The organism is Streptomyces sp. NPDC058691 (assembly GCF_042714775.1).
Taxonomy (GTDB): Bacteria; Actinomycetota; Actinomycetes; order Streptomycetales; family Streptomycetaceae; genus Actinacidiphila.
In genome coordinates this window covers 198,387-221,479 of record NZ_JBHXSO010000001.1, presented here as the reverse complement: position 1 = coordinate 221,479, position 23,093 = coordinate 198,387, and the positions used below count along the sequence as shown (strand labels likewise).

Annotated in this window: 17 protein-coding genes; 14 read left to right on the top strand and 3 right to left on the bottom strand. The window is 68.2% G+C overall.

Translation table 11 applies throughout. The features are described 5' to 3' along the window. Positions 1 to 65: 65 nt before the first annotated feature. A complete protein-coding gene (locus tag ACFWVC_RS01030) occupies positions 66 to 707 on the top strand; it encodes a TetR/AcrR family transcriptional regulator (protein ID WP_384273445.1) in 642 nt (213 codons plus the stop codon). A 279-nt stretch (positions 708 to 986) separates the two neighbouring features. Here ACFWVC_RS01030 and ACFWVC_RS01025 read toward each other — a convergent pair whose 3' ends face one another. Next, positions 987 to 1,556 carry a TetR/AcrR family transcriptional regulator gene (locus ACFWVC_RS01025; RefSeq protein ID WP_384273442.1) on the bottom strand — a complete coding sequence of 190 codons (570 nt, stop codon included), beginning with the start codon at positions 1,554 to 1,556 and terminating at the stop codon, positions 987 to 989. A gap of 204 nt (positions 1,557 to 1,760) precedes the next feature. On the opposite strand from ACFWVC_RS01025, the gene ACFWVC_RS01020 reads away from it, so the two are divergent. From ACFWVC_RS01020 to ACFWVC_RS00995, 6 genes are all read left to right on the top strand, one after another. After that, positions 1,761 to 4,982: a bifunctional cytochrome P450/NADPH--P450 reductase gene (locus tag ACFWVC_RS01020; protein ID WP_384273439.1), complete on the top strand. Its 3,222-nt coding sequence runs from the start codon at positions 1,761 to 1,763 to the stop codon at positions 4,980 to 4,982. A 126-nt stretch (positions 4,983 to 5,108) separates the two neighbouring features. Next, positions 5,109 to 6,155: a zinc-binding dehydrogenase gene (locus ACFWVC_RS01015; RefSeq protein WP_384273436.1), complete on the top strand. Its 1,047-nt coding sequence runs from the start codon at positions 5,109 to 5,111 to the stop codon at positions 6,153 to 6,155. 422 nt (positions 6,156 to 6,577) lie between these two features. Continuing rightward, positions 6,578 to 8,392, top strand: coding sequence for a glycoside hydrolase family 15 protein (locus ACFWVC_RS01010; protein WP_384273433.1), 1,815 nt, complete (start codon positions 6,578 to 6,580; stop codon positions 8,390 to 8,392). Between the two features lie 108 nt (positions 8,393 to 8,500). Beyond that, positions 8,501 to 8,710, top strand: a complete 210-nt coding sequence (locus ACFWVC_RS01005) for a ferredoxin (RefSeq protein ID WP_384273431.1) — start codon at positions 8,501 to 8,503, stop codon at positions 8,708 to 8,710. Further along, on the top strand, positions 8,700 to 10,070 hold the full coding sequence (locus ACFWVC_RS01000) for an NAD(P)/FAD-dependent oxidoreductase (protein ID WP_384273428.1): 1,371 nt from the start codon (positions 8,700 to 8,702) through the stop codon (positions 10,068 to 10,070). Before ACFWVC_RS01005 ends, ACFWVC_RS01000 begins: the two co-directional genes overlap by 11 nt. A 31-nt stretch (positions 10,071 to 10,101) precedes the next feature. Further along, on the top strand, positions 10,102 to 11,286 hold the full coding sequence (locus ACFWVC_RS00995; RefSeq protein WP_384273426.1) for a cytochrome P450: 1,185 nt from the start codon (positions 10,102 to 10,104) through the stop codon (positions 11,284 to 11,286). A 95-nt stretch (positions 11,287 to 11,381) separates the two neighbouring features. On the opposite strand, the gene ACFWVC_RS00990 is transcribed toward ACFWVC_RS00995, so the two are convergent. Next, positions 11,382 to 12,026, bottom strand: a complete 645-nt coding sequence (locus ACFWVC_RS00990; RefSeq protein ID WP_384273423.1) for a TetR/AcrR family transcriptional regulator — start codon at positions 12,024 to 12,026, stop codon at positions 11,382 to 11,384. A 399-nt stretch (positions 12,027 to 12,425) separates the two neighbouring features. Here ACFWVC_RS00990 and ACFWVC_RS00985 point away from each other — a divergent pair, with 399 nt between their 5' ends. The 5 genes from ACFWVC_RS00985 to ACFWVC_RS00965 all read left to right on the top strand — a co-directional run bounded on the left by ACFWVC_RS00985 (position 12,426) and on the right by ACFWVC_RS00965 (position 20,598). Next, complete coding sequence (locus ACFWVC_RS00985) at positions 12,426 to 14,888, top strand: SpoIIE family protein phosphatase (RefSeq protein ID WP_384273420.1); 2,463 nt, start codon at positions 12,426 to 12,428, stop codon at positions 14,886 to 14,888. Between the two features lie 75 nt (positions 14,889 to 14,963). Beyond that, positions 14,964 to 17,423: a SpoIIE family protein phosphatase gene (locus tag ACFWVC_RS00980; RefSeq protein ID WP_384273417.1), complete on the top strand. Its 2,460-nt coding sequence runs from the start codon at positions 14,964 to 14,966 to the stop codon at positions 17,421 to 17,423. Positions 17,424 to 18,334: 911 nt separating this feature from the next. After that, a complete protein-coding gene (locus ACFWVC_RS00975) occupies positions 18,335 to 19,288 on the top strand; it encodes a fumarylacetoacetate hydrolase family protein (protein WP_384273414.1) in 954 nt (317 codons plus the stop codon). Between the two features lie 296 nt (positions 19,289 to 19,584). Then, positions 19,585 to 19,932 carry a DoxX family protein gene (locus ACFWVC_RS00970; protein ID WP_384273411.1) on the top strand — a complete coding sequence of 116 codons (348 nt, stop codon included), beginning with the start codon at positions 19,585 to 19,587 and terminating at the stop codon, positions 19,930 to 19,932. 87 nt (positions 19,933 to 20,019) lie between these two features. Then, the gene (locus ACFWVC_RS00965) at positions 20,020 to 20,598 is read left to right on the top strand and encodes an NADPH-dependent FMN reductase (protein WP_384273408.1); all 579 of its coding nucleotides are present in this window, start codon (positions 20,020 to 20,022) and stop codon (positions 20,596 to 20,598) included. A 206-nt stretch (positions 20,599 to 20,804) separates the two neighbouring features. On the opposite strand, the gene ACFWVC_RS00960 is transcribed toward ACFWVC_RS00965, so the two are convergent. Continuing rightward, entirely contained in the window at positions 20,805 to 21,143 is a 339-nt protein-coding gene (locus ACFWVC_RS00960; protein WP_384273405.1) for a hypothetical protein, read from the bottom strand. Positions 21,144 to 21,211: 68 nt separating this feature from the next. Between ACFWVC_RS00960 and ACFWVC_RS00955 the strand changes: the two genes are divergently transcribed. After that, positions 21,212 to 21,754 carry a transposase gene (locus tag ACFWVC_RS00955; protein WP_384273402.1) on the top strand — a complete coding sequence of 181 codons (543 nt, stop codon included), beginning with the start codon at positions 21,212 to 21,214 and terminating at the stop codon, positions 21,752 to 21,754. A gap of 291 nt (positions 21,755 to 22,045) precedes the next feature. After that, a complete protein-coding gene (locus ACFWVC_RS00950) occupies positions 22,046 to 22,909 on the top strand; it encodes an alpha/beta fold hydrolase (protein ID WP_384273399.1) in 864 nt (287 codons plus the stop codon). Positions 22,910 to 23,093 lie beyond the last annotated feature (184 nt).

Genomic DNA, 23,093 nt, shown 5'->3' with positions numbered 1-23,093 from the left:
CATCAAGAGGCTGATGAATGGATCAGACATGTAGGACTCATCGCCACGGTTGTTACACTCTCCGTATGCCGACGTCAGCCCCACCCGGGAACCGCTTCGAGCGGCGCCGCGCCGAGACCCGCCACGCCCTGGTCCGGGCGGCCCGCCAGTTGCTGGCGGAGACCGGCGACACCAGCGCCAGCATCCAGACGATCGCCGATCGCGCGGACGTCGGTTTTGGCTCCTTCTACAACCACTTCGAGTCCAAGACGGATCTGTTCGACGCCGCCGTCTCGGACGCTCTGGAGGAGTTCGGGCAGGTCATCGACGAGCGCGTCCAGGGGATCGACGACCCGGCCGAACTCGTCGCGGCGGGCTTCCGGCTCACCGGACGGATGGTGGACTCCCACCCGGAACTCATGCGGATCCTGCGCGATCACGGGCTCGCCCACATCCACTCCGAGCGCGGGCTCGCCCCGCGAGCCCTGCGCGACATCCAGCACGGCATGGCCTCGGGCCGTTTCACCTGCGCCGACCCGACCATGGCGTTGTCGGCCATGGGCGGGACCCTGCTGTCCCTGGTGGCGCTGCGGCTGGCCCGGCCCGACCTCGACGGTGACGGTGACGAGGCCGCCTCGAACCTGGCAGAGATGGTCCTGCGCATGCTGGGCGTCCCCGCCGGCGAGTCCCACGACATCGCCCGGCGCCCACTTCCCGGCCTCGCCTGACCCGCGTCGACCCAGGCGTTTCGAAGGCCCTTCATGCCACAGGGCTGTTCGGCCGACGGCGAATGCAGGGGTCGCCCCATGGCAGTGAGCGGCAAGCCGCTGTAAGACCGCTGCCGCCGTCCGCCGGCCGACCGACACCGTGATCTTCTGCCGCGGGCTCTAACGCATTCGTCGGTGATGCGACGACGCCCCCTGTGGAGGGCGCTCGCTCCCGGCAGGCACAGCGCTCCTCGCGCGCTGTCGGTAGCGGCATCCGCGCCTTGCCGTCACGCCCCCCCGTCAGGCCCGTGCGGGGTGGCTTTCCACACCTGCGATCGCGGCGTCCAGCGCACAGCTGAACATCGTGTCGATCTCGTCTGCCGAGGAGTCGTACGCCTCTTCCCCATCGGGGCCGACCGGTCCCGGCGGGAGAGTGGTCCACCGCTGGAGCGCTCCGGTCAGTTCGCTGACCAGCAGCCCCGTGAAGACAGCGCACAGGGTTGCAGCGACGCGCGGGATCTCGGGAGCCGGCAGCCCGGCGGCGGCCAGCGTTTCGGTAAGACCACGCCAGAAGGGATCCTCGGGCTGGATGTAGTCGGCGCGCGCGAAGGAGTACTGCATCAGCTTGGGGTGACGGTGCGCCAATGCACGGAAGTCGACGGCCAGTTGGCGCAGGCGCCCCTGCCAGGAAACGTCCCCCTGCTCCGGTGTGCGGAACTGTGAGCCTACGCGCTCGGCGACGCCGCGCAGCACGGCGTCCTTGTTCGGCACGTGGTGGTACAGCGACATCGGGTTCGCATCCAGCGCGGCCGCGAGCTTGCGCATGGTCAGCGCCTCGACACCGTCGGCGTCGATGAGGCGCAGCGCCATGGCGTAAATGCCGTCCTGGGTGAGTGGTACGTCCCTCTTCCTCGTGCCCCGGGGAGCCTTCTTTGGGGTTTCCATACGTCGTATGGTAACACTGAATGAGTTCCATACGACGTATGGAAACCGGGGTTCGCTGCCGGTCGGCGGCCTTCCCCGCATCGCACAGTGCCCTTGCCCCTCCCCCTTCTGCGCACAAAGGAGCACGTCATGGCCACGCAACACGTGACCGATCTGCGTCCCATCCGGTCCCCGCGGGGGATCCCTCTGCTGGGCCATACGCCGCAGATCCCCAGCACCAACCCGGTGGAGTACTTCGGCAAGCTGTCCAAGCAGTTCCCCGAGGGCATCTACGGCATGGACATCGCCGGTATCGAGCAGGTCTTCGTCTACGACCCGGACCTGGTGGCCGAGGTCTGCGACGAGACACGGTTCTTCAAGCAGATCGACAAGACGCCGCTGAGCCATGTGCGGGACTTCACGGGGGCGGGCCTGTTCACGGCCCACCAGCACGAGGAGGAATGGGCCATGGCGCACCGGATCCTCCTGCCGGCGTTCAGCCAGCGGGCCATGAAGGCCTACTTCGGGCAGATGCTGGAGATCGCCGGGAACTTGGTAGGCAAGTGGGAGAGCCGGGAGGGGCAGCCGGTCAACATCACCGACGACTACACCCGGCTCACCCTGGACACCATCGCTCTGTCCGGCTTCGGCTACCGCTTCCAGTCGTTCGGCAAGGAAGAGCTGCACCCCTTCCTCAACGCGCTGCTGGAGGCGCTGATCGAGTCACTGCGGCGCTCGCAGGAGCTGCCGATGATGACCAAGCTGCGCAAGGCGGACGACAAGAAGTACCGCGAGAACATCCAGGTGATGCGCGAACTGGTCGAGAGCGTGATCAAGGAGCGCCGGCAGGGGAAGGGCACCGGTGAGGAGGACCTGCTGGGCCTGATGCTGGAGGCCACCGACCCGGAGACCGGCAAGTTGCTGGCGGACGACAACGTCCGCGACCAGGTGGTGACGTTCCTGATCGCCGGTCACGAGACCACCAGTGGCCTGCTGTCGTTCGCCACGTACTCGCTGATGCGCAATCCGCACGTGCTGGCCCAGGCCTACGCCGAGGTGGACCGGCTGCTGCCCGGCGACACCGTGCCGGACTACGACACGATCATGCAGCTCGACGTGATCCCGCGGATCCTGGAGGAGACCCTGCGCCTGTGGGCTCCCATCCCTCTGATCGCCAAGGCGCCGCTGGAGGACACCGTCATCGGCGGCCGCTATGAACTGAAGAAGGGAACCAGGGCGAACATCCTCATGGGCGCGCTGCACTCCCACCCCGGCGCGTGGGAGCGGCCGGAGGAGTTCGACATCGACCGGTGGCTGCCGGAGAACCGCGCCCAGCAGCACCCGCACGCTTACAAGCCGTTCGGCAACGGCGTACGTGCCTGCATCGGCCGGCAGTTCGCGCTCACCGAGGCCCGCTTGGCCCTGGCGCTGGTGCTGCAGAAGTTCAAGTTCTCCGACACCAGCGACTACCAGATGGACGTGCGGGAGGCGCTGACGCGCAAGCCCGGCGACTTCCAGCTGGTCGTCCGTCGCCGTCAGGAGCACCAGCGGACCGTATTCGGCGCCGCGGACCGGCAGACCGACGACACGCAGGCGCAGGCCGCGGTCAGCGGTGTCGGGGTGAACCTGACCGTCGCCTACGGCTCCAGCCTGGGCTCGTGCGAGGACCTGGCGCGTACCATCGCCGACCGTGGTGAGCGCTCCGGCTTCGGCACCACGCTGCTGAGCCTGGACGAGCTGGGCGACAACCTGCCCACCGAGGGCCTGCTCGCCGTTGTCGCCGCGAGCTACAACGGCAGGGCTCCCGACAACGCCCAGCGCTTCGACGACCTGCTCACCGCCGGACTGCCCGAGGGCTCGCTGTCCAACGTGCGGTTCGCGCTGCTGGGCGCCGGCAACACCCAGTGGGTGGCCACCTACCAGGCCTTCCCCAAGCGGATCGAGGAGGGCCTGCTGGCCGCCGGCGCCACCCCCGTCATCGAGCGCGGCATCGCCGACGCCTCCGGTGACTTCGACGGCATGGCCACCCGCTGGATGGACAGGCTGTGGTCCACCCTGGCCGAGGAGTACGCCGCCGACACCTCCGAGGCGAGCGGCCCGCGCTACCAGATCCAGCTGCTCACCGAAGCGGACGTCCGGCCTGCCATCGTCTCCGAGCAGGCCTACCCCCTCACGGTGGTGGCCAACGAGGAACTCGTGGCCGACGCGACCGGCCTGTGGGACTTCAGCATCGAGCCGCCGCGCCCGTCCGCGAAGTCGATCACCATCGAACTGCCCGAGGGCGTCAGCTACGACACCGGCAACCACCTGGCCGTCTTCGCCAAGAATGAACCCGCCCTGGTCAACCGCGTGCTGACCCGGCTCGGTGTCGAGTACGACCAGGTACTCCGGCTCGACCAGCCTGGCGGCGGCAGGACGCACCTGCCGGTCGGTGTTCCCGTCACCGCCGGGATCCTGCTCACCGAGTTCCTGGAGCTGCAGGACATCGCCACCCGCTCCCAGATCCAGACCCTCTCCGAGTACACCGAGTGCCCCTGGACCCGGCCGCAGCTGCAGGCCTACACCGCCGACACCGCCGAAGCCGAAGAGCGCTACCAGAAGGAGATCCTCGGCAAGCGGGTCTCGGTGCTCAACCTGCTGGAGCGCTTCCCGGCGGTGGAGCTGCCGCTGGCGGTCTTCCTGGAGATGACGGGCCCGATCCGCCCCCGCTTCTACTCCATCTCCTCCGCCCCGCAGGCCAACCCGCGGCACGTGCGCCTGACCGTCGGCCTGCTCGAAGGGCCGGCCCTGTCCGGTGACGGCCAGTACCGCGGCACCTGCTCCTCCTACATCGCAGGCCTGGAGCCCGCAGACGTCGTGTACGGCTACATCCGCGTGCCCTCGCCGACGTTCGCCCCGCCTGCCGATCCCGCCACGCCGCTGATCCTGATCGGCCCCGGCACCGGCATCGCACCGCTGCGCGGCTTCCTGGAGGAGCGGGCCTGGCAGCACGAGAACGGCACACTGGTCGGCCTGTCGCAGATCTTCGTCGGCTGCCGCCACCCGGAGCACGACTACTTCTACCGGCAGGAGATGCAGGACTGGGATCAGGCCGGGATCGCGCAGATCCACACCGCCTACTCCGCGGTGACCGGCCACCCGGCCCGGTTCGTGCAGAACGCCATCGCAGGCGCCGCCGACACGGTGTGGCAAGCCATCGAAGACGGCGCGTACATCTACGTCTGCGGTGACGGCCGCCGCATGGCGCCCGCCGTCCGCGAGGCCCTCGCCGCCATCTACCGCCAGCGGACCGGCAGCGACGACGAGAGCGCCCAGCGGTGGCTCGCCCAGCTCGAGGCCGACGAGCGCTACCAGCAGGACGTCTTCGCCTGACCCCCAGGACGCCGGGAGGCATGCGTCGCACCGGCCGCCCCGCATGCCTCCCGGCCACCACAGCCCGCTGGACATCACACGGCACCCGCCCGCCCGGGAAATGCCGCTCACAGAAAGCAGATCTTCATGGACACCATGCTCGCCGGACGCTTCCACCTGGACAGCAAGAAGTTCGCCGTGGAGGAGGTCCCCGTCCCCGTGCCCGGTCCGGGCGAGATACTCATCGAGGTCAAAGCCGCCGGCGTCTGCCTGTCGGACGTCCACTTGATCGACGGCTCCCTCGTCCCGCTGTTCGCCACCTCTGATGCGGTCACCGTCGGCCACGAGGTCTCCGGTGTGATCCACACTCTCGGCCCCGACCTCAAGCGCGGCCTGACCGTCGGCACCCGCGTCACCCTGGAAGCCGGCAAGACCTGCGGCCGGTGCTCCGGCTGTGTGCGCCACCGCCCCTGCACCCAGATGCGCACCGCCGGCATCGACTACGACGGCGGCTGGGCCCAATACACCGTCGCCCGCGAGGACACCCTCATCCCGATCCCCGACAGCCTCCCCTTCGACCAAGCCGCGATCATCCCCGACGCGGTCTCCACCCCCTACGCCGCCGTCGTCGCCACCGCAGGCGTCCGTCCCGCCCAGTCCGTCGGCGTCTGGGGCGTGGGCGGAGTCGGCGCGCACAACGTGCGCCTCGCCCGCCTGGTCGGCGCCGCACCGATCATCGCTGTCGACCCTCTGGTCAGCGCCCGCGAGCGCGCCCTGGCTTTCGGCGCCGACTGCGCCCTGGACCCGGCCGCGCCCGACTTCGCCGACCAGGTACGCGCGGCCACCGACGGACGGGGCCTGGACTTCGCCTTCGACTGCGCCGGCGTGCCCGCCGTCCGCGAACAGGCCGCCTCCGTGCTCGGCCTGAACGGCTCCCTGATCCTGGTGGGCATCACGCCGCACCCGCTCACTATCAGCGAGGGCCTGACCTTCAACTACCTGAGCAAGCAGGTGCGCGGCCACTACGGCGGCTTCCCGGAGTCCGTCAGCGAACTGGTGCGGCTGACGGCAGCCGGCCGTCTCGACCTGGCCCCCTCCATCACCGACCACATCCCGCTCGCCGACGCCGCTGGCGCCATCAACCGGCTGGAGAACAAGATCGGCGACCCGATCCGCCTCATCCTCGTCCCCTGACGACTGCCGCGCAGAAGCCAACCTCGGGCAGGGGTGAGTGGGCGCTGGTGCTTGAGGGAGCACCGGCGCCCCGCGGCTGTCCGACATCCCTCGCCTCGCGGTGCCCACCGGCCGATCGCATAGGTGCGCGTCCAGGGGCCGCGCGAGAAGGGCATGACGGAAAAGCACGGCTCCGCGGGCTCCGCACATCTCGGCCGGCAGCGGCGGATGCGTGCGGCAGAATCCAGGCCCTACCAGCGCCTCCGTGCCTGCCCACGCAGGCGGCAACCGCGCGCCCTGGAAGTGCGTGCCGGTCAGCCGGCTGCCCTCGGACGGTGGAAGAAGCGCCGCGCTGACCCCGTCGGGCCGGTCTGATACCCCTGCGATCGGGAAGAACACAAGAAGACGCAGGGGCAAGGGAGGCTGCTGCGATGTGCGGAGCAATGAACCAGCACAAATCCGTCCGCTACCTGCCGATCGCTGACCACGGCTTGATCGGGGACCTGCGCACAGCCGCCCTGGTGGGCACCGACGGGACCATCGACTGGTACTGCTGCCCCACCTTCGACTCCCCCAGTGTCTTCGCCGCCATCCTGGACGCGGACCGGGGTGGAGCGTTTGAGCTGTCCCCCGCCGTACCGGCCGAAACCAAGCAGTTCTACTTCCCGGACACCAATGTGCTGATCACCCGGTTCTTCACCGAGGACGGGCTGGGAGAGATCCAGGACTTCATGCCCGTGGCCCAGGCCGGCCAGTGCGCCCGCCACAGGCTGATCCGGCGGGTGATGTGCATCCGCGGAAGGATCTTGTTCCGGGCCCGGGTTGCCCCCAGGTTCGGTTACGGCGCCCACCCGCACACCCTGCGGCTGCTGGACCAGGCCGCCCTGTTCACCTCCGACGCGCTGTCGCTGATGCTGACCGCCACGGTGCCGCTGAAGAACGACGACAACGACGTGGGGACGGAGTTCGAACTCTCCCAGGGGCAGACGACGGTCTTCATCCTCGACCAGGCCGACGGCAACGCCCCGCCGCGCAACGACCTGCACGCCGAGGCAGAGGCTGAACGGGCGTTCACCACCACAGTCGCCTTCTGGCGGGGCTGGCTGCAGCAGTCCACCTACCGCGGCCGCTGGCGGGAGATGGTGCACCGCTCCGCCCTCACACTCAAACTGCTCACCTACGCGCCCACCGGCGCGATTGTGGCAGCCCCCACCACCAGCCTGCCCGAGCAGATCGGAGGCGGCCGGAACTGGGACTACCGCTATGCATGGGTGCGCGACTCCGCATTCGCCGTCTACGGGCTGCTCAGGCTCGGCTTCGCCGAAGAGGCCGAAGCCTTCATGGGCTTCCTCACCCGGTCCATACCCCGGCGCGAGGGACCCTCAGGACCACTGCAGATCATGTACGGCATCGACGGACGCTCCGAGCTGCCCGAACGCGAACTCCCCCACCTCGAGGGCTACCGGGGGTCGGCGCCTGTACGGGTCGGCAACGACGCCGTCACCCAGCTGCAGCTCGACATCTACGGCGCCCTGCTCGACTCGGTGTACCTGTACGACAAGTGGTGCCGCCCCCTGACCAGCGGCCAATGGCGCGGAGTGTGCGACCTGGTGAACTGGGTCTGCGAGCACTGGGACCAGCCGGACGAGGGCGTGTGGGAGACTCGCGGCGGCCGCAAGAAGTTCCTCTACTCCCGCCTCATGTGCTGGGTGGCCATCGACCGCGCCATGCGCATCGCCTGGCACCGCAGCCTGCCCGCCGATCTCGTCCGCTGGGGCCCGGTCCGGGACACGATCTACTGGCGGATCCTGGACCAGGGCTGGTCGCCGTCCCGGCAGGCGTTCACCCAGTACGAGGGCGGCGACGTACTGGACGCTTCGGCGTTGATGTTGCCCCTGACCAATTTCATCGCTCCCGACGACCCCCTGTGGCTGTCCACGCTCGAAGCCCTTGGCAACGAACTGGTCTCCGACTCCCTGGTCTGGCGCTACGACCCCAAAGCGAGCCCCGACGGCCTGGAAGGCGACGAAGGCACCTTTTCCATCTGCTCGTTCTGGTACGTCGAGGCCCTCACCCGCGCCGGACGCCTGAACGAAGCCCGCCTGGCCTTCGAGAAAATGCTCACCTACGCCAACCATCTCGGCTTGTTCGCCGAGCAGATCAGCCACACCGGACAGCAATTGGGCAATTTTCCGCAGGCGTTCACCCACCTCGCCCTGATCAGCGCTGCCTTCAACCTCGACCGCGCCCTCGGCTGACCTTGCCATGCACGGGGCCGGCCCGCCGTCCCTGGCGTGGCCGTGCGGGTCTGCGGCCCTGCCCCCATCCTGGATGTGAGGGGGGTGACAACGGAGGAAGTGGTGAGCATGCGGACCGTTGTCGACCTCACACGTTGCCAGGGCTACGCGCAGTGCGTGTTCCTCGCACCCGCGGTTTTCCAGCTGCATGGGGAGGAGGGGCTGCTGTACGCCACGGCCGTCTCCGATGACCAGGTTGAACGCGTGCGCCAAGCCGCGGCGGCATGCCCGGTCCAGGCCATCCTCCTCGGTGAGCAGGTGAGCACCGGTGCCCGGTGACGACCTCAAAAGCGGCCGAATCGTCATCGTCGGTGCATCGCTGGCCGGTCTGAGGGCTGCCGAGGCACTAAGGGACGAGGGCTTCACCGGCTCACTGACCGTGGTCGGAGACGAGCCTCATCCGCCCTACGACCGGCCGCCGCTGTCCAAGCAGGTGCTGCTCGGCCAGGCACCGGCGGGCACCACCGAGCTGCCCATGCGCCGGGACCCGGACGCCGACTGGCGGCTGGGAGTCCGCGCGACAGGCCTGGACGTCCTGGAGAAACGCGTCACGCTGGCCGACGGCGAGTCGCTGCCCTATGACCGGCTGCTGATCACCACCGGCACCCGCGCGCGGCCCTGGCCTAACCCAGAGGAAGCGGCCCGGGACGGGGTGTTTACTCTGCGTACCTGCGGCGACGCCGCAGCGCTGGCCGACCGACTGGCCGGCCATCCGGAGCGGGTGCTGGTGATCGGCGGCGGTTTCACCGGTTCGGAAATCGCATCCGCCTGCCGGGAGCGGGGGCTGGAGGTCACGGTCACCGAACGCGGTCCCGCACCCCTGGTGGGCGCGCTCGGCGGCACCCTGTCGAAGCTCGCGGCCGTCATGCACCGCAATCACGGCGTCGACCTGCGCACCGGGGTGACAGTCACCGCCCTGCGCGGGAACGGCCGCTTCACCGGTGCGGACCTGTCGGACGGCAGCCGCGTCGACGCCGACCTCTGCGTCGCGGCACTGGGGGCACTGCGTAACGTCGAGTGGCTGGCGGACTCCGGCCTGGCCGCAGGCCCGCGCGGGATCGCCTGCGACGCCGGTTGCCGCGCCTTCACCATGTACGGCATCGTCACCGACGACATCTTCGTGGCCGGAGACGTCTCCCGGTTCCCCCACCCGCTGTTCGGGTACCAGATGCTCTCCCTGGAGCACTGGGGCAACGCGGTTGCACAGGCCCAAGTGGCGGCCCACAACATGGTCAATCCGGGACCCCTGCGGCGCCCGCACCTGGCCATCCCGACGTTCTGGTCCACCCAGTTCGGACTCAACATCAAGTCCGTGGGTGTGCCCAGCTACTCCGATCACGTGGTCATCGCCCAGGGCTCTTTGGAGACACGCCGTGTGGCCATGGTCTACGGCTACCAGGGGCGGGTCACCGCCGCGGTCACCGTCGACATGGCCAAGTCGCTCCCGTACTACCAGCACCTGATCGAGACGGCTGCCCCGTTCCCGCCCCCGCCCGGCGCGGCGGACCGCGCGATCGCGGCGGACATCCCGATCCCGTCCGACGTACCGGACCCGAAGGGGCTGTCCCACGGCCCCACCGTGGCGCTCACCGGCTACTTGCCCGACCGCCGGCTGACCATGGTGCAGCCTCTCAGCTGATCCACGTCCCGCCCGACCACGAGGAGCCACCATGGACTCCGACACCTTGCTGGCAAGGATCACCGACTACGCCAGTCGCCCCGACCCCTACCCTCTGTACGCGGAACTCCGCGAGGCCGGCCCCGTAGCGCGGCAAGGCGACGGCAGCTATCTGATCGGCACCTACCACGACATCGCCGCCCTGCTCCACGACCCGCGCATGAGCGCCGACCCACGCACCCGCGGCGAGACGACACACAAACCGCCGTTCCTGCGGCTCGACGACCCTGAGCACCACAGACTGCGCACCCTGGCCATGCGGCCGTTCGGCCCGCCGCACAGCCCGGGCCGGGTCGATGCCATGCGCGGGGAGATCTCCCACATCACCGAGGAACTCATCGTGGCGCTACGGGACCGCGAGCAGTTCGACATCGTCGACGACTTCGCTTATCCCCTGCCCATCACCGTCATCTGCCGGCTCATGGGGGTCCCGCGTGAGGACGAGCCGCTGTTCCAGGCATGGACCGACGTCATCGTCGCGTCCGCCGACATCGGGCCCGAAGAGGACACCACCCAACGGGACAAGGCGGGCATCCAAGCCCGACAGGAAATGGGTGGATACCTGGTGAACCTCGCCGAGCAGCGCCGTGGGCAGCCCGGCGACGACATGCTCTCCGCCTTCATCAACGAACCGGACCCCGCCCTGCGGCTCACCGTCGAGGAACTGGCGGAGAACGCCATCCTGCTGTTCATCGCCGGACACGAAACCACGGTCAATCTGATCGCCAACGGCGTCCTCACCCTGCTGCGCCGGCCCGACCAGCTGGACCGGCTGCGCCGCGAACCCGGCCTGTTGCCGCAAGCGGTGGAGGAACTTTTGCGCTACGAACCGCCGGTCCACATGCGCGAGAGGATCCCCCTCGCCGACATCGACGTCGCCGGCACCACGATCCCCGAAGGCTCGTCCGTCATCCTGGTGCTGGCCTCGGGCAGCCGCGACCCCAAGCAGTTCCACGAGCCCGACCGGTTCGATCCCGGACGCCCGGACAACGAGCACTTCGGCTTCGGCAGCGGGATCCACCTGTGCTACGGCGCGCCTGTGGCCCGCCTCGAGGCACAGGCCGCGCTCGGCGCGCTGATCCCACACCTCGGCACAGCACGCCTGGTCCAGGACCCACCCCCCTACCGGCAGAACGCCATGCTCCGCGGACCGCGTCACCTGCCCATCCATCTGTAGCGCGGCGGGGCGCCACACCACGGCAGAAACGACCGCCACCCCTCGCGTGCTGTGCGGACCAAGGGAAACCGTTCGTGATCGGTGTCGACGGACCCTTACGGGGCCCCGGCGGGAAGGGGGCGCCGGGTCAGGTCGCGGGCCTCATCCGGGGGGACGCCGAGCATGTGCAGGAGCATCGCGGCCAATGTGCCTGCAGCCTGATCCTTGTCGGTTTCGGTTTCAGGTCGGCTGACCCACAGCTCCAGGAGCGCCAGCATGCTGCCGTTCAACGCCATCAGAGCGATGACCGGGTCGATTACGGTAAAGCGGCCCGAGGCCATGCCCTGCTCCATGTCGCGCTTCGCGCGCGGAGCCAGGCCGTGGCAGGAGTACGTGCGGCCGAGTGCGCTGTGACACAGGATCCGCATGATCTCCGGGTGTGACTCGGCCACACGTGCGCTGAGCCGCACGGCCCCAGCGAGGCGCTCCGCGGGATCGTCGAGGCCACGCAGGCCTTCGTCGATGGCTTGGGCGTACTCCTCCAGCGTCTCGTCCACAGCCGCTTCGAAGAGGTCCAGCTTGCAGGTGAAGTGGTTGTAGAAGGAGCCGAAGCCCACGTCCGCGCGTTCCGCGATGGCTCGGATGCTGGTGCTGGTGTCGCCGGACTCGGCCAGCATCTTCCGGGCGGCGCGGACAAGCGCCTGCCGGGTTGCGGCACGACGGCGTTCGAATCGGCTCCTGTACGAGGCTGGCATCAGCATGCACCACAAACAAAGTTACCAGTTCTGATGAATTCATCATTGCAGTCGTAACTGCGACAGTCCACCCCGCGCAACCCGCGCGGGAGGTCGTCCTTGCGCATGAGTTCGCAGCCCGGACCGAGAGCGCTGCCGCTCCGCGGCACACAAATCTGACCAGAACATCAGATCTGGAACACTTGACGATGAAGTGATCGTATCTGATAATTTCATCAGAACTAGACAAATAGGACTTCGGCGGTGACGCCGACGAGTCCTCTGGAAGAGGCACTTTCGCGTGGCGCACCCGAGCCCGCCCGGCCGGTGATGTGCAGGCCCGCCCGTTCCCGCTCGACCGCAGACCGGGCCACCGCTGTACACGCCGGTCCTCTTTCACATCACGACACCGATGGGACACCCGCGATGACGAACACGGATCAAACGCCGCTTGCCGAGCCGCCGAGCCGCCATGAGGTACCCGACGCAGCTATAGCGATGATCGACGCGGAGGGGACAGTAGTGGGATGGACGCAGGCTGCTCAGCAGCTCGTCGGGTATGCGGCGCGCGAGATGGTGGGCCGGTCCGCGGCGCAGGTGCTGCAACCCTCGACGGACGTACTGGGAGCATCGGCGCAGGCCGAGCAGTGCCGTGCACAGGGTGGCTGGTCCGGGACCGTGGCGGTCCGCCATCGCGACGGTCACACGCTCAGGATGACTTTGAGGGTCTCCTTGCTGTGGGGACAGGACGCCAGCACCCGGTGGCTGGTGTCCGTGACCGACATCGGCTCCCTGTCCTCAGGGAGGGTCGACGGGCCGGTACGCGAGTCTCTCCTCGCTCACGCACCGATCGGCATCGTCGTTCGTGACCTGCATCTGCGCTGCACCTGGGTGAACGACGCGATGGAGCGCCACGACGGCGTTCCTCGTGCCCGACGGTTCGGACGCCGCCTCAAGGACTCGCTGCCCGGTTTCGAGGCCGAAGCGCTGGAAGTGGTCATGCGGCAGGTGCTGGCGAGCGGCAGCACCACGGTGCACGAATATCGGGCGTGGCCGCCGGCCGATCGGCGCGGGGAGCACGTCTTCTCGGCTTCGTTCTTCTGCCTTCAGGACGCGGACGGCAGGCCACTGGCGGTGTGCTCCATGAGTGTGGATGTCACCGGCAACCGGCGGGCCCAGGAACGCCTGGCCATTCTCAGTGAAGCCAGTACGCGTATCGGCAGCACCCTCGACGTCATGCAGACGGGGCAGGAACTGGCCAACCTCACCGTGCCGTTGCTGGCTGATCACGCCCTCGTCGACCTTGTCGAGCCGGTTCCGTTCGGCCTGGAGCCCTCGTTCGGCACGGCGAGGGTCAGCCCATCTCGGCTTCGCCGTGCCGGTCTGGCCTCCATCGACCTGGGTGTTCTGGAGTCGCCGTGGGTTCGCGAAGAGGTGGTCCATGTCCACCCGAGCTCGCCGTTCGCCACCGCCCTGCGCACGGGCAGGTCTCACTTGGAACCGGTGCTGGACACTGCCGGCCCATGGGTCGACCACGACCCGGTGCGGGCACAGAAGGTCCGTGACAGCGGGGTCCACTCACTGATGGTCGTCCCCATCCGGGCGCGGCGCTGCATGCTGGGGCTGGCGCTGTTCGGCCGCTCCGAGGAGCAGACGCCGTTTCAGGAGGATGACCTGCTCCTTGCCGAGGAGCTCGTCACCCGGGCCGCGCTCTGCCTGGACAACGCTCTTCAGTACGCTCGCGAACGCACAGTGGCCCTCACGCTGCAGCGCGACCTGCTGCCCCACCGTGTGCGAGGTGGCGTTGCCATCGAGGTGGCCTCGCGCTACATGCCGGCCGACATGGATCATGGCGTGGGGGGTGACTGGTTCGATGTGATTGAGCTGTCCGGCGCCCGGGTGGCCCTCGTCGTCGGCGACGTGGTCGGACACGGCATCAACGCCGCGGTGGCGATGGGGCGGTTGCGCACCGCCGTTCATACCCTCGCGGATATGGATCTGCCTCCCCATGAACTGCTGGCACACCTCGATGACACGGTCCGGCGGGTGAATGAGGAGGACGCCGACGCTCCGGACCAGGTTCCAAGTGGCGCCACCTGCCTGTATGCCGTCTATGACCCGGTCACCAGGCGGTGCACGATGGCGCGGGCCGGGCATCCTCCGCCCGTGATCATCGATCCGCAGGGCCAGGCAAGTTTTCCCGAGCTGCCGGCCGGAGCCCCGCTCGGCCTCGGCCTCGGGCTGGTTCCCTTCGAGTCCGTGGAACTGGTGCTGCCCGAGGGAAGTCTGCTCGGCTTCTACACCGACGGTGTGGTCGAGTCTCGCAACGACGACATCGACGTCGGCCTCCACCGCCTGGCCGCCACTCTGGCACGGCCGGGGCAGTCGCTGGAGGAGCTGTGCTCCGAAGTGATCGAGAGCCTGCCGGTCCCGGCGCCGGCCGACGACGTCACCTTGCTGCTGGCCCGAACCCGCGAACTGAAACCAGCCCAAGTCGCCTCCTGGGACTTGCAGAGCGAGCCGACCGCCGTCCGCGCGGCCCGTCAACTGGCTGCCCGTCAGCTCGATGAGTGGGGGCTGGAGCGCCTCGTGCCTGCGGTGGAACTCATCGTCAGTGAGCTGGTCACCAACGCCCTCCGTTATGGGGAGGGACCCAGCCGCCTACGGCTCATCCAGCACCACGTGCTGACGTGCGAAGTCTCTGACACCAGCGCCAGTCACCCGCGCCCGCGCCATCCCCGCGCCCTGGACGAGAACGGCCGCGGCCTGTTCCTCGTCGCTCAGCTATCCCGCAGATGGGGATCCCGCTCCGCAACGGACGGCAAGGTCGTCTGGGCAGAACAAGACCTGCCTTCCACGCCGCGCGATGTGCTGTCGACGTGGCGATGACTGGTTCGAGTTCCCCCGGCTTCTCATGGGGGGTGGTGGTACCCGCCGCCTCAGGCGCAGAGAGGATTTGAAAAAATGCATATATATGATGCCAACAGCTCCTACCCGGCAAGCAGCCACCGAGCGACGACGAGCGGCGGCGATACTGGCCATAGCGGTACGCCGTACGCCTTCGACGGTCTGGCAGCCGTCGTGCTCGACGACCGAGGCACGGTTGTGCAGTGGACCGGGACAGCCACGGACCTGACGGGGTTCACCGCCGAGGAAGTGTGCGGGCGCTCCGTGCACGAACTCGTGGCCAATGTCCCGGAGGAAATGCGCTGGCCCCTCCACAAGCCGCAGTCCGGCTGGGTACGGCTGCGGCACCGGTGCGGCAATACCATCGATGTCACCTTCCGGACCACGAAGGTGGACGGCTCGCAAGACGTCCTCGTCCTCGCAGCGCCTGCACATCACGTCGCCAACCACGAGCAGGGCGCAGCGCTCTTGCGCGCGCTGGCTTCCCAAAACCGCATCATGGTCGCCCTGCACGACACGGAGCTGACCCTTGTCCAGACAAACTCCATGCCAGGCAATGGCAACGGCCGCGGGGTATGCCCGGGCACCCGGCTGGGCGACATGCTCTGCACCCAGGACGCCGAGAACCTCGAGGCCGTACTGCGCCGGGTCCTGACCACGGGCGTCCCGGTGGTCCGCAGGACTCAGCGCGTCAGGTGGCGACGTGGTCCCGCGCGGCCGCAGGTCCTGTCGCTGTCCGCCTTCCGCCTGGAGAACGCACAAGGGCATCCCACGGGGGTCGCGGCCCTGTACGTTGATGACAGCGACCAGCTGCGCGCTCGTCGTCATCTGGACCTCACCCGTGAGGTGGCCGAGCATGTCGGGAAATCGCTGAACGTCGTGCGCACAGCGCAGGAGCTGGCGAATGTCCTCGTCCCCGCCCTCGGTGATCTCGTGGCCGTCGACCTCGCCCAGGCGGTGTTCGAAGGAGAGGAACCCCCCGGCCGGCCGGGCGGTGGGGATCTTCATCTCCGCAACGCCGCCATGGCCCCGGCCGCCGCGCTCTGGCCGGCCGGCATCAAGCCCGGCGGCCTCGTCCCGCCCCTGCCCGACCACCCCTTGTGGCACAGCTTCCGGCACGGCGAGACGCTCACCCTCAGCCTCGAGGACTACGCTGCTGCGATCGGCGAACCGCGTCTGATCGAGTTCCTCGTCCCGCAAGGCTGCCATTCGGTGATGGTGGCCCCGCTGCACACCCGTGGTCTCACGCTCGGCGACATCTCGGTCTGGCGCACCGGCCGATCAGCCCCCTTCACCGACGACGAGGCTGATCTCCTGCGGCAGATCGCCGCGCAGGGCGCACTGGCCATCGACAACGCCCGCCGCTATGCGCGCGAGCACCGTGCGGCCGTGGCGCTGCGGCAGCGTCTTCTTCCGCCGGCCACCACCGACACAGCCGCGGCCGAGACCGCGGGCATCCATCTGCCCGCAGGCGGTGCACCGGGGATCGGCGGCGACTGGTTCGACGCCATAGCCCTGCCTTCTTTGCGGGTGGCCCTTGTCGCCGGGGACGTGGTCGGCCACGGGATACCCGCGACCGCCACCATGGGCCGGCTGCGCACCGCAATCCAGACCCTCGCCGACCTGGAGCTCGAGCCGAGCGAGTTGCTCGGCCGCATGGCGGACCTGGTGCAGCGTCTCGCGGCCGAAGTCCCGTCCGGCGACCACGACTTCGTCGGTGCCACCTGCCTGTACGCGCTCTACGACCCGATCAGCCAGAATTGCACCATCGCCAGTGCCGGACACCCGCCGCCCATCGTGGTGAGGCCCGACGGGACCTCCGAGGTCGTCAGGATCTGCCCGGGACCGCCGCTGGCCGTCGGTGGCATCCCGTACGAGAGCACCACGATCCACCTGGATCCAGGCAGCATCCTCGCGCTCTACACCAACGGCCTGATCGAAAAGGGCGACAGCGACATCGACCAGGGCGTGCAGCGCCTGACCGACGCCCTCGCCACAGCCTGCCGACCCGATCGGGCACTGGACGACACCGGCCGGTCCCTCCTCACCGAACTGGCAGACCAGCCACCACGTGACGACGCGGCCCTGCTACTGGCCCGCACCCGCGCCATCCCGAGCGAGTACACCGCCGACTGGGAGTTCCCAGCCGACCCGTCCGCCGTCTCCAAGGCCCGGGAAACGACATCCCGCCAACTGCGCACCTGGGGACTGGACGACCTCCTCCTGCCGACTGAGCTCATCGTCAGTGAGCTGGTGACCAACGCCATCCGCTACGCCCACCCCCCAGTGCACCTCCGGCTGATCCGCCACGACGTCCTGGTATGCGAGGTCACCGACTCCAGCAGCACCCAGCCCCGCCTGCGGCATGCCCGCACCACCGACGAGGGAGGACGCGGCCTGTTCCTCATCGCCCAGCTCACCACCCGCTGGGGCTGCCGTTGCAACGACTACGGCAAGACGATCTGGGCCGAACAACCCATCCCCCGAACCCCCGACGACTCGCCGGCACCCTCATGATCCGGACCCGAGCCGCACCAGCACTCGCGGCGCCACACAGACGGCTCTCACCACCGCCCCCTCGCCCGCCCCCTTCACCGCAGCACGCCCCACCGCAGCCAGAATTCGTCACCGCCGAGGAAGGCTGCCCAGCAGTACGCCGCGGGATCAGCCGGCCGAGGATCTACGCGTCGACCGCCCGGAGTTACCGTGCGCCCAGTTCACCTTTTCAGCACACACCGCATCCGCTGACCCCTCGTTGAAGAACAGTATGGCTACCCTCAGGAAAGATCGTGCCGACCGCCGAGATGGCTCCACCACAGCCCCGCAGGCCGCGGGCACCACGGCCTACCGTGCTGAGGTGCTGCGCCAAGCTTTGAGGGATCGGGCCGAGCAAGAAATCGCGCAGCGACTGGGAGCGACGGTGCGGCTGGTCCGGTGAGCACTCCCAACACAGGCACACACACTCATTCAAGAACGAGACCGTGAGGGCACTCGTCACGGAAGGGCCCAAGCACCGGGCTCGGCTGCCCGGCTGATCGAGACGCCACACCCTGGACGAGCGCATCGCCATGCGCCCAGGAGCCTGCACTGCCAGCACCGTCGTCCCTTCACCGGCCCGCACGCTCACTCCGCCGCCGTCCACGGGCCGCGCCGCGCCATCCGTTGGCCGCCTGACCCTTGGCTAGAGGTCTCCCCCCGGGCCACAGGCTTCGTCCGACGCCGCGTACGGAGCGGCCCGCCGAGCCGTTTGGGGGGGCGGACGCCGTAGCCCCCGTTGCGCCGTCTTCGCCCACCACTCAGAGAACTGATGATTTCATCGGTCCTGATGAGACTTGACGAATGCGCTCTTTTTGCTGATGCTTTCATCAAGACTGACTAGAAGTGCTCCACGGGGCGGTTCGGTCGCCGCTCAGAACTCAGGAGAGCCGATGATGATTCCGGTCGCCCGCACAGCCGAGGGCTGGTGGGTGGAGAGCAGCACAGGAAGGCTGCATCGCATCACCACCGGCGCCTCGACCACCTCGGACCTGCTCGCCGACCGCGCCGCGGTGACCGAGGCGGCGGCCCACGCCGCGTCCGACCCGGACGCCGGACGGCAGGCGGGGCGCGGAGAACTGCTCTCGCCGGTCACCGCTCCCTGCCGGGTGGTGGCACAGATGGTCAACTACCGCTCCCACGCGGAGGACTCCGGATTCGACCCCGACACCGTCCCCCCGGCGTTCTTCCGCAAGGCCTCAGGGTCCGTGAGCGGCCCGTACCAGGACCTCGTGCGCCCCTCGCATGTCCGGTTCCTCGACTACGAGATCGAGCTGGGCTTGGTCATGGGCGCGGACCTGCCAGTCGGCACAGAGGTCACAGCGGCAAGCCTGGCTCGCTACGTCGCCGCTCTGGTCGTCGCCAATGACGTCAGCGCACGCGACCTGCAGCTACCCAAGACGCAGTTCTACGAGTCCAAGTCCTACCCCACCTTCACCCCCCTCGGACCTCGGCTGCTCCTGGTCGACGCCGACGACCTCGCCCGCCTGTCCGACCTTCGGCTCACCTTGCAGGTCAACGGGGCCACCCGTCAGAACAACACCGTCACCGACATGATCGTCAAGCCCGCGCGCGCCCTGACCCTGCTGGCCCGGTTCCAGACCCTGCAGCCCGGAGACGTGCTCCTCACCGGAACCCCCGGCGGGACCGCCCTGAAGTCCCCGGGCAAGCTGGCGACCAAGCTCGCCGCTTTGCTGCCACCGCAGAAGCGCTGGCAAAAGTTCTTCGCCCGCCAGCAGCACAACCCGTACTACCTGCAAGACGGCGATGTCGTGACCGCCCGGATCGCGACCGACGACGGCGTACTGGACCTCGGCGAGCAGCGCACGGCAGTGCGCGCCCGCTGACCCCTCCCGGGCTCCCCCCATCCGGGACCGGCCGGTCCGGCCCCCACGCCGGGCCGGCCCTTCACAAGCCGTACAGGCTCGGACTGCGTCTGCAGGGCACCACACGCAACCGACCACGCTGGGCGCTGGGACAGCCCCCAGGCAGATCACCCGGCAACCGGGCGACGGCGGAGCCGTCCGTGAGTTGCCTATCCGCCCTGGCGAGCCGAACTGCCACCAGGACACCGAGGCCTCAGCCCACAGGGCATCCACCGGAAGTACACCACCCAGCCCGTCACCTGATCCAAGGAATGTTCATGATTGCCACCGTCCTTCTGGCCGCCGTTCTGGCCGCGTTGTTCCTCCTGGCGGGAGCGGCCAAGGTCGCAGCGGTTCCCGCGATGCGTCAGGCTGCGGCCCATGTGGGTGCGACCCTCACCCAGTACCGACTGCTGGGCGCCTTGGAGGTGGCGGCAGCCGCCGGGCTGCTGGTCGGTCTGCGCTGGCACATGCTCGGCGCCACCGTTTCCACAGGCCTGATCCTGCTCATGGCCGGAGCCGTGATCGTGCATCTGCGCAGCGGTGACAGGGCCGTCCGCTGCCTGCCGGCCGCCGTCACAGGCGCCCTGGCCGCAGCCGAGCTGATCCTCCTGACGGTCGCTTAGACCTGAACCGGGAGCCCCACGCTGCGCTCGCGCCCGGCCAAGCCCCAACGATTGCCCGCCCCCGTTATCCGTTGAAGAAGGAAAGTCATGGCAAAGCTGGAGATCATCGTCGCGAGCACGCGACCCAACCGAATCGGTCCGTCGATCGGCCAGTGGGCGCTGGCCGAGGCGAAGGAGCATGGGGCTTTCACCGAGGTCGAGCTGGTGGACCTCGCGGAGGTGAACCTTCCGTTCATGAATGAGCCGCACCACCCCCGGCTGGGACGCTATGTGCACCAGCACACACGGGAGTGGAGCGCGAAGATCGCCGAGGCGGACGCGTTCGTGTTCGTGATGCCGGAATACAACTTCGGGTACAACGCCGAACTCAAGAACGCCATCGACTACCTGCACGCCGAATGGCAGTACAAGCCGGTCGGCCTGGTCAGCTACGGCGGAGTCTCCGCAGGAACCCGCGCCGCGCAGATGATCAAGCAAGTGGTGACCACGCTGAAGATGACGCCAGTTCCTGAAGCGGTGTCCATTCCCTTCGTTCACCAGCTCATCGGCGAAGACGAGGGACTGCAGTCCAATGAACTCATGACCGCTTCCGCCAAGGCGATGATGGACGAACTCGCCCGCCTCAGCAAGGCCCTGCTCCCCCTGCGCCGTCCCACGACCGAGTAAAAGGCCGGACCGGAAATGGCTCACCGACGCGGGAGCGTAGAGCCACCTGATGTGCGTACACCGCACGATGGCCGAAGTCCGGCCGCCCCGACCCACCACATGCCTGAAGGTCCGCACTGCATGCGGGGCCGCCCCGTGGCAGGGGCGGCCCCGCATCTCGGAAATGGCCGGGCGACCAGCCCCCCCCCCGAGGCTGCTATATCGCGTCAAGCTGCTTGAGGAAGGTCCGCATGGCTGTGTCGCCCGTTCTGGTCGGTGCGTTCGAGGAGTTTGAAGAGCTGGCGGCAAATGGCGCGCTTCAGGCAGCGTTGGGCATCGCGTGAAGTTTTGCCCTCGGCTGTTCGGCGGGCGACGTAGGCCTTGGTGTCCGTGTCCAGCCGCATGCGGATCAGGGTGATCGTGTGCAGGACTCGGTTGAGCTGTCGGTCGCCGCTGCGGTTGATGGGGACTGCAAAAAGAACGGCACCTCTCTGTGTCAAGCGGGGGCGATCAGAGAGGTATCCCAACGTGTTAAATCGGCGCCAGAGATCGTGGTCTGCAGCCATGATGTCCGAGGCTGTGGCAGGGGTCGCTCAAGTTACACCTGCCGCCTGCGGGCTGGCCCTCGAACGGCGTGCGTCCCGGCCACAGCCGCCGACGGGAGTGGTTCAAGAGAGGTCTGCACTGCCCAACGTTGGTCTGCCCTCCTCGTCGGTCACCCGGAGCCGACCACGAAGGAGACACCGCGCCATCCCGCCGTTCCGCCGACGCCGCATCAGGCCGGGTCAACATCGCCATCGACCCGCACAAGGCATCCTGGACGGCTGTTGCCGTCGACACCCGCCTACGGACGCTGAACGCCTTACGCGTCCCGGTCAGTCGAGCCGGCTACCAGGATCTGCTCCGCTTCGCCCGGCGGTGGCCCGAGGCGATATGGGCCATTGAAGGCGCCGGTGGCCTGGGTGCCCCGCTGACCTCCGGGCTGGCCGCCGATGGCATCGCACCCACGGACGTGCCTGCCAAGCTCGCCCGCCGGGTGCGGCTGCTGTCCACCGGCCACGGCCGCACGAGCGACGAGGCTGACGCATTGTCCGTGGGCATCGCCGCCCATACCGCAACCAGTCTGGGCGCACTTCACGGCTGGACGCCCGCGCCACCCGCACATCGATACCCGTGAGATCCGCCGCGGCAGCGAACCTGACTGCTCCAGAATCGGCCGCGCTCACCCCTTGCCGTCATCGTCTCCTAACTGTGCCCTTCACCCCCGGCGCTGCGATGGAGTCCGCCCTTCTCCTCAGTGGCCGCTGCTCGAAGACCGGTCTAGCGTTTGACAGAGAAGGGAGCGCAAGAGCGTCGTTCCTTTCATTCCACCGTCAGAGACGAAGGACGCGGCGACGTTGCTGATGTCTGGCTACGTCAATTTCCCAGCTTGATCAGGTTCCAAGCTCGGATACTCTCGGAGGGCAGCATGCTCCCTACCTACCACCGCACGGCGGCAATCGAAGGACAGCGGGTCTTCTACCGCGAGGCGGGTCCCGCCGGTGCGCCGGTTGTCCTGCTCCTGCATGGCTTTCCGAGCAGCTCCCACATGTTCCGTCACCTCATCCCTGCGCTTGCCTGCGACTATCATGTGATCGCGCCGGATCACATCGGATATGGACAGTCCTCCATGCCCAAAGTCGACGAGTTCGAGTACACCTTCGACAACCTCGCGAAGGTCACCGCCGGACTGCTCGACAGTTTGGATATCAACCGTTTCTCAATTTATGTACACGACTACGGTGCCCCCATAGGGTGGCGGCTGGCGCTCGATCCCGCGTACGAAGTGACCGCGATCATCTCGCAGAGCGGCAACGCATATATGGAAGGGTTTGCCCAGCCCTTTTGGGAGGACCTGTTCGCCTATGCCACGACCCCCAGCGGAGACACCGAGCCGGGGGCACGAGCCAAGTTCAGTGCAGCAACGACCCGTTGGCAGTACGAGAACGGCGCTTTGGACAAAAGCCTGGTCAGCCCGGACAACTGGCTTCACGACCAGACTCTGCTGGACCGGCCCGGCAACGATGAGATCCAACTTGCGCTTTTCCGGAACTACCCGACCAACATCGACGGCTACCCCCAGCTGCAGGAGTACTTCCGCACCAGCCAGGTGCCGCTGCTTGCGGTCTGGGGCGAAAGGGATGAGATCTTCGGGCCGGACGGTGCACGGGCGTTCACGCGCGACCTGCCGAACGCGGAAGTCCACCTGCTGCCGGCTGGGCACTTCGCCCTGGAAACGCACCTGAACACCATCAGCGGCTACATCCACGGATTCCTCGGCCGCGTCCTTTAGCTGAGGTGCCGCCGAAGCACTCATGCCGATTCAGGGACGATCACTCGGGGCGATCTTGAAGTGGGGCATCTAGGTGCGAACTTCACGGTGGGCGGACTCCCGGACAATGAGATGTACATCATCGGTCCTTCATCGCGGCCCCAGATAGACCCCAGCCGGTACGGGTAGCCGGCATCAAGCCGCC

Bases quoted from the DNA above. Each gene is read 5' to 3' on its own strand.
- ACFWVC_RS01015 (WP_384273436.1), top strand. From the start codon at position 5,109: ATGGACACCATGCTCGCCGGACGCTTCCACCTGGACAGCAAGAAGTTC.
- ACFWVC_RS01030 (WP_384273445.1), top strand. From the start codon at position 66: ATGCCGACGTCAGCCCCACCCGGGAACCGCTTCGAGCGGCGCCGCGCC.
- ACFWVC_RS01010 (WP_384273433.1), top strand. From the start codon at position 6,578: ATGAACCAGCACAAATCCGTCCGCTACCTGCCGATCGCTGACCACGGC.
- ACFWVC_RS01020 (WP_384273439.1), top strand. From the start codon at position 1,761: ATGGCCACGCAACACGTGACCGATCTGCGTCCCATCCGGTCCCCGCGG.
- ACFWVC_RS00975 (WP_384273414.1), top strand. From the start codon at position 18,335: ATGATGATTCCGGTCGCCCGCACAGCCGAGGGCTGGTGGGTGGAGAGC.
- ACFWVC_RS00995 (WP_384273426.1), top strand. From the start codon at position 10,102: ATGGACTCCGACACCTTGCTGGCAAGGATCACCGACTACGCCAGTCGC.
- ACFWVC_RS00960 (WP_384273405.1), bottom strand. From the start codon at position 21,143: ATGGCTGCAGACCACGATCTCTGGCGCCGATTTAACACGTTGGGATAC.
- ACFWVC_RS00990 (WP_384273423.1), bottom strand. From the start codon at position 12,026: ATGCTGATGCCAGCCTCGTACAGGAGCCGATTCGAACGCCGTCGTGCC.
- ACFWVC_RS00950 (WP_384273399.1), top strand. From the start codon at position 22,046: ATGCTCCCTACCTACCACCGCACGGCGGCAATCGAAGGACAGCGGGTC.
- ACFWVC_RS01005 (WP_384273431.1), top strand. From the start codon at position 8,501: ATGCGGACCGTTGTCGACCTCACACGTTGCCAGGGCTACGCGCAGTGC.
- ACFWVC_RS00965 (WP_384273408.1), top strand. From the start codon at position 20,020: ATGGCAAAGCTGGAGATCATCGTCGCGAGCACGCGACCCAACCGAATC.
- ACFWVC_RS00985 (WP_384273420.1), top strand. From the start codon at position 12,426: ATGACGAACACGGATCAAACGCCGCTTGCCGAGCCGCCGAGCCGCCAT.
- ACFWVC_RS00980 (WP_384273417.1), top strand. From the start codon at position 14,964: ATGCATATATATGATGCCAACAGCTCCTACCCGGCAAGCAGCCACCGA.
- ACFWVC_RS01025 (WP_384273442.1), bottom strand. From the start codon at position 1,556: ATGGCGCTGCGCCTCATCGACGCCGACGGTGTCGAGGCGCTGACCATG.
- ACFWVC_RS00970 (WP_384273411.1), top strand. From the start codon at position 19,585: ATGATTGCCACCGTCCTTCTGGCCGCCGTTCTGGCCGCGTTGTTCCTC.